The organism is Marinobacter sp. NFXS9, assembly GCF_040148665.1.
Taxonomy (GTDB): Bacteria; Pseudomonadota; Gammaproteobacteria; order Pseudomonadales; family Oleiphilaceae; genus Marinobacter_A; species Marinobacter_A mangrovi.
In genome coordinates this window covers 201,996-215,550 of sequence record NZ_JAGDDW010000006.1, presented here as the reverse complement: position 1 = coordinate 215,550, position 13,555 = coordinate 201,996, and the positions used below count along the sequence as shown (strand labels likewise).

Annotated in this window: 14 protein-coding genes; 5 read left to right on the top strand and 9 right to left on the bottom strand. The window is 62.5% G+C overall.

Annotated features, from left to right (window positions below; all coding sequences use genetic code 11):
* Window positions 1–18: 18 nt before the first annotated feature.
* Window positions 19–1,203, bottom strand: coding sequence for an acetylornithine deacetylase (gene argE / locus J3364_RS11720; protein WP_349558522.1), 1,185 nt, complete (start codon window positions 1,201–1,203; stop codon window positions 19–21).
* A complete protein-coding gene (locus tag J3364_RS11715; RefSeq protein ID WP_349558521.1) occupies window positions 1,178–2,557 on the bottom strand; it encodes a hypothetical protein in 1,380 nt (459 codons plus the stop codon). The genes argE and J3364_RS11715 overlap by 26 nt, the downstream gene beginning before the upstream one ends.
* Window positions 2,558–2,729: 172 nt before the next feature.
* Between J3364_RS11715 and J3364_RS11710 the strand changes: the two genes are divergently transcribed.
* On the top strand, window positions 2,730–3,167 hold the full coding sequence (locus J3364_RS11710) for a PilZ domain-containing protein (protein ID WP_349558520.1): 438 nt from the start codon (window positions 2,730–2,732) through the stop codon (window positions 3,165–3,167).
* An 8-nt stretch (window positions 3,168–3,175) separates the two neighbouring features.
* On the opposite strand, the gene argB is transcribed toward J3364_RS11710, so the two are convergent.
* From argB to coaBC, 4 genes are all read right to left on the bottom strand, one after another.
* Window positions 3,176–4,072, bottom strand: coding sequence for an acetylglutamate kinase (gene argB / locus J3364_RS11705; RefSeq protein WP_349558519.1), 897 nt, complete (start codon window positions 4,070–4,072; stop codon window positions 3,176–3,178).
* 124 nt (window positions 4,073–4,196) lie between these two features.
* A complete protein-coding gene (locus J3364_RS11700) occupies window positions 4,197–6,839 on the bottom strand; it encodes a phosphomannomutase/phosphoglucomutase (RefSeq protein WP_349558518.1) in 2,643 nt (880 codons plus the stop codon).
* Window positions 6,840–6,919: 80 nt separating this feature from the next.
* Window positions 6,920–7,381 carry a dUTP diphosphatase gene (gene dut, locus J3364_RS11695; RefSeq protein ID WP_349558517.1) on the bottom strand — a complete coding sequence of 154 codons (462 nt, stop codon included), beginning with the start codon at window positions 7,379–7,381 and terminating at the stop codon, window positions 6,920–6,922.
* Window positions 7,382–7,406: 25 nt separating this feature from the next.
* A complete protein-coding gene (gene coaBC / locus J3364_RS11690) occupies window positions 7,407–8,618 on the bottom strand; it encodes a bifunctional phosphopantothenoylcysteine decarboxylase/phosphopantothenate--cysteine ligase CoaBC (RefSeq protein ID WP_349558516.1) in 1,212 nt (403 codons plus the stop codon).
* A 227-nt stretch (window positions 8,619–8,845) separates the two neighbouring features.
* On the opposite strand from coaBC, the gene radC reads away from it, so the two are divergent.
* From radC to rpmG, 3 genes are all read left to right on the top strand, one after another.
* Window positions 8,846–9,523 (top strand): RadC family protein, encoded by a 678-nt coding sequence (radC, locus tag J3364_RS11685; protein WP_349558515.1) that lies wholly within the window; start codon window positions 8,846–8,848, stop codon window positions 9,521–9,523.
* 208 nt (window positions 9,524–9,731) lie between these two features.
* Window positions 9,732–9,968, top strand: coding sequence for a 50S ribosomal protein L28 (gene rpmB / locus J3364_RS11680; RefSeq protein ID WP_004579959.1), 237 nt, complete (start codon window positions 9,732–9,734; stop codon window positions 9,966–9,968).
* 11 nt (window positions 9,969–9,979) lie between these two features.
* Entirely contained in the window at window positions 9,980–10,135 is a 156-nt protein-coding gene (gene rpmG / locus J3364_RS11675; RefSeq protein ID WP_123635181.1) for a 50S ribosomal protein L33, read from the top strand.
* An 89-nt stretch (window positions 10,136–10,224) separates the two neighbouring features.
* Here rpmG and J3364_RS11670 read toward each other — a convergent pair whose 3' ends face one another.
* From J3364_RS11670 to J3364_RS11660, 3 genes are all read right to left on the bottom strand, one after another.
* Window positions 10,225–11,094, bottom strand: a complete 870-nt coding sequence (locus tag J3364_RS11670; protein WP_123635180.1) for an endonuclease/exonuclease/phosphatase family protein — start codon at window positions 11,092–11,094, stop codon at window positions 10,225–10,227.
* Window positions 11,095–11,129: 35 nt separating this feature from the next.
* On the bottom strand, window positions 11,130–11,762 hold the full coding sequence (locus J3364_RS11665) for a thiol:disulfide interchange protein DsbA/DsbL (RefSeq protein WP_349558514.1): 633 nt from the start codon (window positions 11,760–11,762) through the stop codon (window positions 11,130–11,132).
* A 195-nt stretch (window positions 11,763–11,957) separates the two neighbouring features.
* Window positions 11,958–12,572, bottom strand: coding sequence for a c-type cytochrome (locus J3364_RS11660; protein WP_349558512.1), 615 nt, complete (start codon window positions 12,570–12,572; stop codon window positions 11,958–11,960).
* Window positions 12,573–12,842: 270 nt separating this feature from the next.
* On the opposite strand from J3364_RS11660, the gene yihA reads away from it, so the two are divergent.
* On the top strand, window positions 12,843–13,505 hold the full coding sequence (gene yihA / locus J3364_RS11655) for a ribosome biogenesis GTP-binding protein YihA/YsxC (protein ID WP_349558511.1): 663 nt from the start codon (window positions 12,843–12,845) through the stop codon (window positions 13,503–13,505).
* Window positions 13,506–13,555 lie beyond the last annotated feature (50 nt).

Sequence of the window (13,555 nt, the reverse complement as noted above, 5' to 3'; positions counted from 1 at the left end):
TTGGGGTTCATGATCGGGTTATTGGTGGTCGTCCAGACAGAAATGCTGGATCAGACGGCTGAGGATATCCACGGCCAGCTTTACCTGCGAGAGGTCCAGGTACTCATCGGGCTGGTGCGCCTGGTCGATGTGCCCCGGCCCCATCACCAGCGTTTCCATGCCCAGCTTCTGCAGCCACGGCGCTTCGGTGGCAAACGCCACCGCTTCAGCGGTGTGGCCGGTCAGCCGTTCACAGACTTTCACCAGTTCGGCGTCCGCCGAGGTCTCGAACGGCGGCACGCCATCGAACAAGGGCTCGAAGCGCAGGCCCAGTTCGCGACTGCGGGCCTCTGGTTCGACCTTATCCAGGATGGCCTGGCGCAGGGTATCCATATCCATCCCCGGCAGTGGCCGAAGATCGAAATGCAGTTCGCAGTTGGCGCAAATCCGGTTTGGATTATCGCCGCCATGGATACAGCCCAGGTTCAGGGTGGGCACTTGCACCTTGAAGTTGGGGTTCTGGTAGCGGGCCTGCCAGTCGCTACGCAGCGCCAGCAATTGGCTGATGGCGGCGTGCATGCCTTCCATCGCGTTGCGGCCCAGCGAGGGATCCGAGGAGTGGCCGGACTGCCCTTCGAACACCAGCCGCTCCATCATGATGCCTTTGTGCATGCGCACCGGCTTCAATCCCGTGGGCTCGCCGATGACGGCGTATCGCCCCTCGGGCCGACCCGCTTCGGCCAGCGCCCGGGCGCCGTTCATGGAACTTTCCTCGTCGGCGGTGGCCAGCACAATCAGGGGTTGGCGCAAGGGCTGGTCGGCCATCTTTCGCACGGCATCAATCACCAGCGCGAAGAACCCCTTCATGTCGCAGGTGCCCAGACCGTACCAGCGGTCATCCCGCTCGGTCAGTTTAAACGGATCACTCTGCCAGCGTTGGTCATCAAACGGGACGGTATCGGTGTGGCCCGACAAGACCAGTCCGCCCGGACCACTGCCGAGGGTGGCGATCAGGTTGAACTTACCGGGCATGCCCGGCACCGGCATGATCTCGACCGCAAAACCCAGCGGCTCCAGCCACTCGGCCAGGGTATTCACCACGGCTTCGTTGCTGTGATCCCATTCCGGCGAGGCGCTGCTGATCGAAGGGATCGAGATCAGGCGCTCCAGCATCTCCTGGATGCCCGGCATATCGGTGTTACGGCTGGTGCTGCTCACTGTCATGGGGCTCGGTCCCGGCATCATCGGTGGTCGTTGGCATCGCCGCCTGGAGCGGGGACGCCGCCTCGGTCTCGGGCGCCGGCTCGATGCCGACATCGCCCGTACGACGCCATACTTCGAACAGTGTAATGGCTGATCGGGCCAGAGGATAGGCAACCTCGCCGCCATCCACGGTGCGCGTGACCTCAAGCTGTTTATCGGTCACCTTGGACAGGCGACCGTCCACCACGCGGCCGCTTTTCAGGGTCACCCGTACGCGCCGGTCCGGCCAGCGCGCCGCTTGCCTGGGATCGGCCGGTCGGAACGCCGGACCGTCGGTCGCGGCCTCGTTGTCGGAACTCCCCGACTGGGGGAGCACTGCCGGCTGGGCCTGCGGACGCTGCAAATAGCGGACAAACAGATCGGGCACCCGGGCGCCGTTGTATAACACATCAAAGCTGCCCAAAGTCGGATCGACCGCCCCGTCGCCGGCAGGCCGGTTGCGCTCGGGCAGCCCCAGCAGCGGTTCACCGGCGGCCAGTGTCGCCTTGAGCTCACCGCCATCGCGCAACCAGACCTTGTAGAGGGCCCGCAGCTGGTCGCTGGGCTGGTACCCGGTGACCTGCAGCTGCTCACTGAACACCCGCGTGGCCTGTTCGGCCCAGTCTTCCGGCCCCACATCCACGGCCCGGGCGCAATAGGCGGCAAGACGGCGCATAAACCCGCCGTCGCGCAATTCCACATCCACCGGGCCACTGTAGCCCGGCAGGTTGCCGTCTTCGTCCAGCGTGCGATCCAGGCGTAATCCCGGCAGCCGGATTTCGGCGCTGCCCAGTTTGCCCGCCTGGAGATCGATCTTCAGGCCACCGGTGTCGTCCAGCATGTTGTCCTGTTCAATCCTGAGATCGCCGGCCACCTGGCTCACGCCCATCGACATCAGGGTCGATAGGCCCAAGGCGCCGGTTCCGCAGGGGATGTTGATCAGACCGGCGTTGATGGCCGCATTGCCCGGGCCGGCCCAGTCGCGGACCAGGGGAGACGCCAGCTGCAGGTGCAGGTTTTCGGCGCGCAGGGTCCAGTGGCCGGGCAGCGGACCTCCGCCGAGGGCATCCATCAGCTCCGGCACGGCATCCGCCGAAAAGGTCACGCGGGTCGCCCGCAGCGGCTGATTCAACAGGAAGGGTTGGTATTCCAGGTCATAGACCGAGATGTGGCCCGACAGGCTTGAGCCAATCCGGCCCCACTTGAGTACGCCCTGCTTCTCAAGCGCATCATGGGCCTGTTCCAGCAGGCTGTGCACCTGGTACCAGGCCGCTCCCTTGAAGCCGATATACGCCAGTAGAAGAAGACAAACCAGGGACAACAACAGCTTTTTCATGCCAACGACTCTTTGGGCCTAACCAGGAACACACAGGACATCAGACTGTCGCAGGTCCTATACTTTGGCAAGGACATCGCGCAAAAAACCGGGGGCCGGCGCTCAAGGCGGTGCCTCGTCCGTCCACTGCCCGGCTTGCCACCCAGACACCACTGCAGGCGGGATGCCGTCCATGATGCACAACCACGAACGCGCCTATATCCGGCACCCGGCCGACATTCCTCTGGAAGTGTCGCCCGCCAGTCAGACCGTCTGTGCCGGGGCGATCCGCAATCTCAGCCGGGGCGGCCTGTCGTTTTCCTGCGCCGTGCCCTACTCGCCCGGCCAGGATGTGGACCTGGTGATTCGCTGCTGCCCCAACCCTCTGGAAGTCCGCGGCCAGGTGGTGTGGTGCGAACCCAAGGACGGCGGCTTTGAAGTCGGCATCGCCTTCTACAGTCCCGGCGATGCCTATCAGGTCCGGATGGTCGAGCAGATCTGCCAGATTGAACAGTACCGCCGGGACATGCTGGCCCGGGAGGGACGCGACCTGAGCATTGACCAGGCCGCGCGGGAATGGATCGAGCGCTACGCGCACCAGTTTGCCCAGGGCGACTGGTCCGAGGAATAGCCGACCGATCAGTTGCGGGAAATCAGTGTCCCCACGCCCTCGTCGGTAAAGATTTCCAGCAGCGTGGCATGGGCCACCCGGCCATCGATGATATGGGACGATGCCACGCCGTTCTCCACCGCGCTCAGGGCGCAGCGAATCTTGGGCAGCATCCCGCCGTGGATGGTACCGTCCTCGATCAGGTCATTGACCTGCTTGGCCTTGAGGCCGGTCAGCACCTTGCCTTCCTTGCTCTTCAGGCCGGACACGTTGGTCAGCAGGATCAGCTTCTCCGCATCCAGCGCCTCGGCCACCTTGCCGGCCACCAGATCGGCGTTGATGTTGTAGGAGGTGCCGTCACGGCCGACGCCGATCGGCGCGATGACCGGAATCACGTTGCTGCGGGTCAGCAGGTTGATCACCTCGGTGTTGACCGCCTCCACCTCGCCCACATGGCCGATGTCGATGATTTCGGTGCGGGTCACTTCCGGCGACCGGTTGACCACTTCCAGCTTGCGCGCCCGGATCAGGTTGGCGTCCTTACCGGTCAGGCCGATGGCGGTGCCGCCGTGCTGGTTGATCAGCGACACGATCTGCTTGTTAACCTGGCCACCCAGCACCATTTCCACCACGTCCATGGTTTCACTGTCGGTGACACGCATGCCGTTGACGAAACGGGAGTTGATGTTGAGCCGTTCCAGCAGGTCGCCAATTTGCGGGCCGCCGCCGTGGACCACGATCGGATTGATGCCGACGGTCTTCATCAACACCATGTCCCGGGCGAAGCTGCTTTTCAGGTCTTCGTTCTCCATGGCATTACCACCGTACTTGACCACCACGGTCTTGCCGGTAAAACGCTGGATGTAAGGCAGGCCCTTGCTCAGTACCGAGGCCACCTGCATTGCGGTATCACGATCCAATGCCATGGAATTCAACCTTATTGCGCTGCGGAGAATGCGCCGGCGCCCAGCGGCCGGCGTCACAGGATTTGTAGGGCACTATTGTAAACCCCGGCTGCGGCGACGCAATGGTCCGCAGCCGGGTTCCCGGTCAGAACTCGGTGACCACGTCCGGCGCGACCTTCAGCAACTGCTCGCGGAAAACGGTCTTGATGCGATCCAGCGCCTCGTCCGACTCGGCTTCGAAGCGCAGCACCAGTACCGGAGTGGTGTTGGAGGCCCGGCACAGGCCCCAGCCATCCGGGTAATCGACCCGCACACCGTCGATGTTGGACACGCTGCCGTCGCCGAAATCCCCCTCGGCGCTAAGCTTGTCCACAATGGCGAACTTGTTCTCGTCGGTGACGGTGACGTTCAATTCCGGTGTGCTGATGTCCTCGGGGAATTCGGCAAAGACATCGTCGCTGTCGCGGTCTTCCACGCCCAGGATTTCCAGCAGCCGGGCCGCCGCGTAGAGGCCGTCGTCAAACCCCAGCCAGCGTTCCTTGAAGAAGATGTGACCGGACATTTCCCCGGCCAGCAGGGCGCCTGTCTCTTTCATCTTGGCCTTCATCAGGGAGTGGCCGGTTTTCCACATGATCGGCCGGCCGCCCGCTTCGTTGATCACCGAGGCCAGCCGGCGCGTGCATTTCACATCGTAGAGGATGTCCGAGCCGGGGTTGCGCGAGACCACGTCCCGGGCAAACAGCATCAGCAAACGATCCGGCCAGATGATCTTGCCGGTGTTGGTCACCACACCGAGCCGGTCGCCATCGCCGTCAAAGGCCAGCCCGATATCCGCCTTCTCGGACTTCACTTTCTCGATCAGGCTTTGCAGATTCTCGGGCTTGCCCGGGTCCGGATGGTGGTTGGGGAAATTGCCGTCCACTTCGCAAAACATCGGAATGACGTCACAACCCAGTTCTTCCACCAGGATCGGCGCCAGTTCCCCGGCAATGCCGTTGCCGGCGTCCAGCACCACCCGCAGCGGTGCCGCCACCGCAATGTCACCGACGATGCGATCCAGGTAGGGCCGGCGCACGTCCTGCTCGGAATACTGGCCCTGCCCCTGGACCAGGTCGCCAGTTTGTATTCGGGTAAACAGCTTCTGGATGTCGTCGCCGGACAGGGTGTCCTGCGCCAGCATCATCTTCAGGCCGTTGTAGTTGGCCGGGTTGTGGCTGCCGGTCACCATCACGCCGGAACCGGTGCCCAACTCGTGGGTGGCGAAATACAGCACCGGCGTCGGTACGGCGCCGATATTGATCACGTTACAGCCGGTACTCATGATGCCCCGGGCCAGCGCATCCGCCAGTTCCGGGCTGGAATGGCGGCCGTCGTAGCCGATGCAGATGTCGGTCACCTGGCGGCTCTGCGCCTCGCTGCCGATGGCCCGGCCGATTTCATGCACCACCTGGCCGTCGAGGGTTTCGCCAACGATGCCGCGGATGTCATAGGCGCGGAAAATGGAGGGCGAAATCTCGACCGAGACCGCCGGAGTCTCCTCAATCGCAAACGGATCCTCGCCGTCGCTGCCGCCGCCCAGCCCGAGAACGTCCTCGTCGCTGTCGAGCATGTCGATGTCGAGCATGTCGTTTTCCTCGAACAGCGGCTCGTCGCTGCCCTTGGCCTTGGCGGCCGGTCCCGGCGCCGGCGCGGATTTACGTGCCGCCTGTTTGGCGGACTCCTCAGCCTTGGCAATGCGTTTGTCCACCGCCTGGGCCAGACGGCCCAGCACTTCACCGATCGAGGCCACCAGATCCCACTTGTAGGTCGGCGCCTTGATTCGCTCGCCGGCGAAGGCCTTGTGGGCCCACTGGATCAGGCCCGCCGCATCACGCCGCAGATCAGAACGGGCCTGCCCCAGCAGCACCCACACCAGGATCATGGCAATCACGGACGGCACCACCACCACGATCAGCGAGAGGATCGGATCCACCAGCGGATTCAGGTCGCGCTGGGGCTTGAATTCCACTGACCAGTTGGGAGAGGACAGCGTGCGGCTGATCGCCTGTCCGCCCCCACTGCCACTGGCTGCCACCGTCTTGCTGCTGCCGGAGACGCTCTGGACCAGCGCCAGTTGGCCACCCAGTTCTGCATCGCTCGCGGCCAGCGTCGGTGTAATGACAGACGGATCGAACACCACCAGCAGGGTGCCCTTGACCGCCTGGCTGCCAGGGTCGGTGACCGGCGCGGCGAACTGGATGTACCACTTGCCGTCCCGCGGGAACGCATCGGGATGCACCTTGCGCCCGGATTCCGCCTGCTTGGCCAGATCGAGGTTGACGAAGCTCAACTCGAAACCCTGACCGGGCTGGCGGTTGATCTCGCCGTAAGGGAACAGGAACGCCGCCTGGGTTCCGGGCAGCATCTGTTTCAGATCCCCCAGCACCTGCGACCTATCAGCGTTGCCTTCCAGTGCCTGGCGCACATGCCCCTGGCGCGAGTAGCCCATGACCACCTGTTCCAGCAGGGCCAGGCGCTGGTCGATGCGCGTCTTGGCGATGTCGGCCGCGTGCTCGGCACGCTGCGTGTGGCGCTCCGACTGGGCCGGCATAAGGACCAGATAATACAGGAGTGCAGCGGCGGCAATCCCCGCCAGCAGGACGATGGCCGCCTGCTGGCCGGCAACGCTCGCCAGCCCCTTCAGGCTGGGCCCCTTCCCTGCTTTGGGGGCCTTGTCTTTCTTGCTTTTTCCTTTTGGCTGCGCTGCCTCGTTCTCGGCGTCTGCTGTCTTCTTTTTGCCAAGCTTCATAGTTATCCCATTGTTCTTCTTGAATCCTGATGTAGCCAGTATAGATCGCTGGTCGCCACCTGCTTCGGCAACCGCAACTTCTATGCCGTACCGGTCGACCCGAATCCACCGTCCCCACGGTGGCTGGCATCAAAATCGTCCACGATTTCGAAGTCGCCCTGGACCACCGGCACCAGCACCAACTGGGCCACCCGCTCGCCGGGTTCGATGGTGAAGGAGGTCTGGCCACGGTTCCAGCAGGAGACCATCAGTTCGCCCTGGTAATCGGAATCGATCAGCCCCACCAGGTTACCCAGTACGATGCCGTGTTTGTGCCCCAAACCGGAGCGCGGCAGGATCATCGCCGCCAGGGACGGATCACCGATGTGCAGCGCCAGGCCGGTCTTCAGCAGCGTCGTGTCGCCCGGCTCAAGGGTCAGCGGTTCGTCCAGGCAGGCCCGCAGATCCAGGCCGGCAGAGCCTTCGGTGGCGTAGGTGGGCATCGGGATGTCGCGGCCGATGCGTTCGTCGAGGATGCGAACCTGGAAGGTCTGTCGGGTCATGCAGTACACCTTAATCTGTCATTTGTTAAAGATTGGAGTCAGCGGGGAAAGCGCGTTGAGCGATCAGGCTGAGCAGGTCCCGTGCCAGGGCCTGCTTGCTGGCCGGTTCGAACGTGCGGCTGTCGGTATCCCAGAACACGGTGACGGCGTTGTGGTCGCTGTTGAAGCCCAGACCCGGACGCGAGACGTCGTTGGCGACGATCATGTCCAGATGCTTGCGCGCCATCTTGTCGCGGGCGTAATGCTCGACATCGCGGGTTTCGGCGGCAAAGCCGACAGTGAAGGGCTTGTCGGCGCGGGCGGCAATGGTCGCCAGGGTGTCGGGGTTGCGCACCAGGGACAGGCTCATGCTGTCGCGGGATTTCTTGATCTTGTCGCCGGCGCAGGTTTCCGGCCGGTAATCGGCAACCGCGGCGGTGGCGATGAACAGATCGCAACCGGCTGCCACGGCCGCTTCCGCGGTCTTCAGCATTTCCTCGGCGGTGATCACCGATTCCCGGCGCACGCCGGCCGGACAGTCGAGGGTGACCGGGCCGCTGATCAGCACCACCTCGGCGCCTGCGTCACGGGCCGCGCTGGCCAGGGCATAACCCATCTTGCCGGAGCTGTGGTTGGTGATGTAGCGCACTGGGTCGATCGGCTCCCGGGTGGGGCCGGCAGTAATCACCACGCGCTTGCCGGCCAGGGGCTTCGGGCCCTCCAGGCGGTCCAGCAGGCGACCGGCCAGGGCGTCCGGCTCCAGCATGCGACCGGGGCCCACATCGCCACAGGCCTGATCACCGGCATCCGGACCCCAAAGCTCCACCTGCGGATCGTCCGCCAGCAAGCGGGCGTTGCGCTGGGTCCGGCCGTTGCTCCACATCGCCTGGTTCATGGCGGGCGCCAGAATGATCGGCGCGGTCGTGGCACAACAGACGGTCGTCAGCAGATCGTCCGCCATGCCCTGGGCCAGACGGGCCATGAAGTCGGCGGAGGCCGGCGCCACCATCACCATATCGGCCCACTTGGCCAGCTCGATATGGCCCATGCCGGCTTCCGCCTCGGGGTCCAGTAACGACGTGCGCACCGGCTCGCCGCTGAGGGCCTGGAAAGTCAGTGGCGTCATAAACGCCTCGGCGCCCTGCGTCATGACGACCTGCACCGCGTGCCCGGCCTTTTTCAGCAGCCGCACCAGTTCGGCAGATTTGTACGCCGCAATACCGCCTGTCACGCCCAGCAGGATGTTTTTCTGCGCCATGCCCTCTCCCATCTCGTTCCGGTCCACACAACGGGGCCACCATAAACGCCATAAGATAGCACCACAGGCACCCTCCCGACAGCCCGGCGACCATGGTAAGCTGCGCCGCGGCGACGGATTCGCCCACTGCATCTATAAGGAAGCCACGGCGCCCCGATATTCATCACACGACTCCCCGCTGGAGTGCCGTTGTGGTCCGGGGGCGCATTGACCCGGAGGGAATCGGGATGACCACACCAACCGCCTGGCCGACGGATGAACGGCCCCGTGAGCGCCTGCTCAAGCACGGCCCCGACAGTCTCAGCGATGCCGAACTGCTCGCCATTTTCCTGCGCACCGGCACCACTGGCCAGCCCGTGATGGACCTTTCGCGATCGCTGCTCAATGAATTTGGCAGTCTGCGGGAGCTGATGACAGCCTCCGCCAATCGGTTCTGCCAGATCCGCGGCCTGGGCACCGCCAAATACGCCCAGGTCCAGGCCGCCATGGAGATGGCCCGGCGGGTTCTTGATGCACCCCTGCACCAGGGCGATCCGCTGCGCTCGCCGGAGGACACTCGCCGCTACCTCAGCAGCCGGCTGGGCCACTATCCCCATGAGGTCTTTGCCGGCCTGTTTCTGGACAATCGCCATCGCATCATCCGTTATGAGGAGCTGTTCCGCGGCACCATCGACGGCGCGGCCGTCTACCCGCGAGAAGTGGTCCGACAGGCCCTGGATCACAATGCAGCGGCGGTGATTTTCGCCCATAATCACCCCTCAGGCGTGGCCGAACCCAGCCAGGCCGATATCAGCCTGACCCGTCGCCTGTCCGAAGCGCTGCAGTTGCTGGATATCCGGGTGCTGGATCATATGGTGGTGGGACATGGCGAGGTGGTGTCGCTGGCCGAACGAGGCCTCCTATAAAACGCTATACAGACGACAAAACGCCGCCATTTAGCCCCTCATATGAGTAATGCCCGAAAAAACTGGCCAAATTCCCAACAATTTTTTGCGTTGGCCTGGGCATTCTGGTATAAAAGCGTCCCTTTCTGGCGGCGTCTGGCGAGCACCCAGAGGCGCGAAATAACGAATTCTGTATTTCAGGACTTAAGAGCTCAGGTCGGAGGCAAACATGTCCAGAGTCTGTCAGGTTACCGGTAAGCGGCCGGTCACCGGTAATAACGTATCTCACGCGATGAACCACACCAAGCGTCGTTTTCTGCCGAATCTGCAGAACCATCGCTTTTGGGTAGAAACTGAAAAGCGCTTCGTTAAGCTGCGCGTCTCTACCAAAGGTATGCGTATCATCGACAAAAAAGGCATTGACGCTGTGCTGGCCGACCTTCGTGCCCGCGGCGAGAAGGTATAAGGAGCCGCATCATGCGCGAGAAGATCAAGCTGGTATCATCTGCAGGTACGGGTCACTTCTACACGACCCACAAAAACAAGCGCAACACGCCTGAGAAAATCGAGATCAAGAAGTACGATCCGGTTGTTCGCAAGCACGTTGCCTACAAGGAAGCCAAGATCAAGTAATCTTGATCCGCTTTCGAAAAAGCCGACGCTCACTTTGTGACCGTCGGTTTTTTTGTGCCTGTTTGACCGGTAACCGATTCAAAAGGGCTTCAGAATTTCGCAACGTAGCCAGACGGTAGGGCGATGTCCATGGCGATGGGTAGATGATCCGAGACCGGGTGGTTGATCACTTCGGCGCGCCGGATTTCCAGCGAGGGGCTCACGAGAATGTGGTCAAGCGCCCGCTCGGGCCGCCAGCTGGGGAAGCTATGGGCGGTTTCCGGCAACGGCACCAGGTCCGTTTCCGACAGCGGCGTGTTGCCCAGCAGTTGCTCGGCGTGGTTGTTCATATCGCCCATCAGGACCACGTGCTGGTACTCGCCAATCAGGTCGCGCACAAAACCCAGCTGCCGGTTCTGCGCCTGGGCACTCAGGGACAGGTGCATCATCACCAGCACCAGGGGATCGTTGGGGTCGCCGTAGCGAGCAACGATAGCGCCTCGCCCGGGAATCAGGCCCGGCAATTTGTACTCGGTGACATCCAGCGGTCGGTAGCGGCTGAGCAAACCGTTGCTGTGCTGGGCCAGTCGACCGAGGTTACGATTGAGCTGCTGATACCAGTAAGGAATGCCGCTGGCTTCGGCCAGGTACTGCACCTGGTTAATGAAGCCACTGCGCAGACTGCCGCCGTCACACTCCTGCAGCGCCACCACATCGTAGTTGCGCAGCAGTTGGGAAATCTTGTCCAGATTCTCGATGCGCCGACGGTGGGGCAGGATGTGTTGCCAGCTGCGCGTGAAGTAATGACGGTAGGATGAGGTGCTGATACCCACCTGGATATTGTAGGTCAGCAGACGGATATGCCGGTGCGGCTCGAAATCGGGCACGTGTTCGGTGCCGGAACAGGCGCCGACACTGGCGCTCCGAACCGGCGCATTACCGATCAACTCGTTGAGCTGTTTGCGAATTCGCTCGTACATGCCCTGCTGACCTTCGAACCGCCCGCGACAAGGCGTTACTGCGCGTTGCGCTCCTTGTCGACCAGGTAGTCGATCACCTTGATCATGTTCTCGTGACTGCCAGCCATGGATGCGCTGACTTTGTACTTCCCATTGACAATGATAGTCGGAACACCGGTGATCCGTGCACCCCGAACATAGGCCTCGGCCTGCTGCATTTTGGCATTCACGCCGAAACTGTTGAATGTCTTCAGGAACGCGTCCTTGTCCACACCATGGTCAGCCAGGAAGTCAGCAATCTTTTCGCCGTTGTTGAGACGTTTGTGGTCCCGCGCCAGGGCATCAAACAGCAGATCGTGCGTCTTGTCGAACACGCCCATGGCCTTGGTGGTGTAGAAAGCACGGGCGTGGACATCCCAGGTCCGCCCCAGGGCCGCCGGCACCAGTACAAAATCGACATCATCCGCCTTCTTCGCGGCCCAGTCTTCGATCAGGGGCTTGAACGCGTAGCAGTGGGGGCAGCCATACCAGAAGACTTCGGTGACTTCGATGTGGTCGGGATTTTGGGTAGGCAGCGGTGAGCTCAGCCGCTCGTAATCCTGACCTTCCTGAAACTGTGCCGCCTGGGCAGTGGCCGCCAGCGGCAGGAGAAGCAGTGCACAAAGCCAGCCTTTCCAGAATGTCGACATTATTCACTCCTATCGTTGTCGTCGCAGGGGCTTGTGACCTCAAACCTGCGGGAAAGTTCGCCACGCGCCGCAGCACGGACTGATATGAATGGGTGGCATTATTACGGCTCAGCGGCGGGCACGCAACGTCGCGACCCGAAACAGAAAACCCCCGCCGAAGCGAGGGTTCCCAGTGTTGCAATCGCCAGAACCCGATCAGTGCAGGCCGGAGACGTAACTGGCGACGGCGGCCATCTCTTCTTCGGTGAGTCGGGAAGCCACATCCATCATGATCTGGCTCATGGCGCCGGTGCTGCGATCGCCAGTTCGGTAGGCCTTGAGCTGCTTGATCACATAGTCCGGGTGCTGCCCGCTCAGACGCGGGAAACCGCCCGGCTCGTTACCCAGACCTTTGGGATTGTGGCAGCCGGCACAGGCAGGCACGCCGCTGGCCAGGTTGCCGCCGCGATAGAGTTGCTCGCCTTTCTTGACCAGATCCGGATTGGCCTTGCCGATCGGCGTCTGCTGCTGGTCGAAATAGGCCGCCAGATCCTGCAGGTCCTTGTCCGACAGGTTGGCGAGCAGACCGGTCATTTCCGGGATCTGCCGTTCGCCCGCCTTGATGTGCTGAAGTTGCTTGTAGAGGTAGGTTTCGCCGAGCCCGGCCAGCTTGGGATAAACCGGCTGAACGGGCTGCGCGCCATTCTGGCCGTGGCAGCCGGCACAGACCGCCGCATTGGACTGACCGGCCTGAGGGTCACCGGCACCGTGCGCCGCCGTTGCCAGAGCCATTCCCAGGCCCAGAACGATCCCTGTGATCCGTTTTTTCATGCTCGCCCCGCTCTCTCAATCAGAAATCCCGTGGAGCTTCAGAAAGTGTCCCGGATGCTTTCCGCCCGAACGCACCCGGATGCTCCTTTGTTTCTTGTCATAGCAGTGCTTCCGCCGGAGCGCCAGCCCCGCCGTTCCCACTGAACTGGTGTGATACTATACATTAGTTGCTGGAACCGCACCGTTCAATTCCTTAGTGAAGCTAACGAATTCGAACCGGGAATCGCGCTCCAATCTGCCCATTCACTGTTGACCGGAAACTCTCTGATCGTGTCTGACTCCGCTTCTCCCGGCACCGCCGAGCTCAAGCCCATTGCCTACAACAGCGCCCGCTTCCTGACCAGCGCCTCCCGGGTGGCGGAATGCCCGCCCGATGACGGCAGCGAGGTGGCATTTGCCGGCCGCTCCAACGCCGGCAAGTCCAGCGCCATCAACGCCATTACGGTCAACAGCAAGCTGGCCCGCACCAGTAAGACGCCGGGACGCACGCGACTGATCAACTTCTTCTCGCTCAACCGCCCGGGCTGCCGACTGGTGGACCTGCCGGGTTATGGCTACGCCAAGGTGGCGAAAGAGATGCAGGAGGACTGGCAAAAACACCTGGACGACTACCTGTCCCGCCGCGAGAGCCTGAGGGGCCTGGTGCTGGTGATGGACATTCGTCACCCGCTGCAGGATTTTGACCGGATGATGATCGAGTGGTGCGAGCAGAGCCAGTTGCCGTTGATGATCTTGGCCACCAAGGCGGACAAGCTGAAGTCAGGACAGGCCAAACAGGCGATGCTGAAGATTCGAAAGGCACTGGAAGGGGTGAACTGCCTGGAGCATCTGATTCAGTTCTCGGCCATGAAAAAACAGGGGCTGGACCAGGCCCGCAATGCCCTGACCGACTGGCTGGAAGCCGAAGAGCAACCCATCACTGTGGCGCCCTGAGGCCACAAAAAAAGCTCCCGGCTTGCAGGAGCCGGGAGAACGTCAGGGTT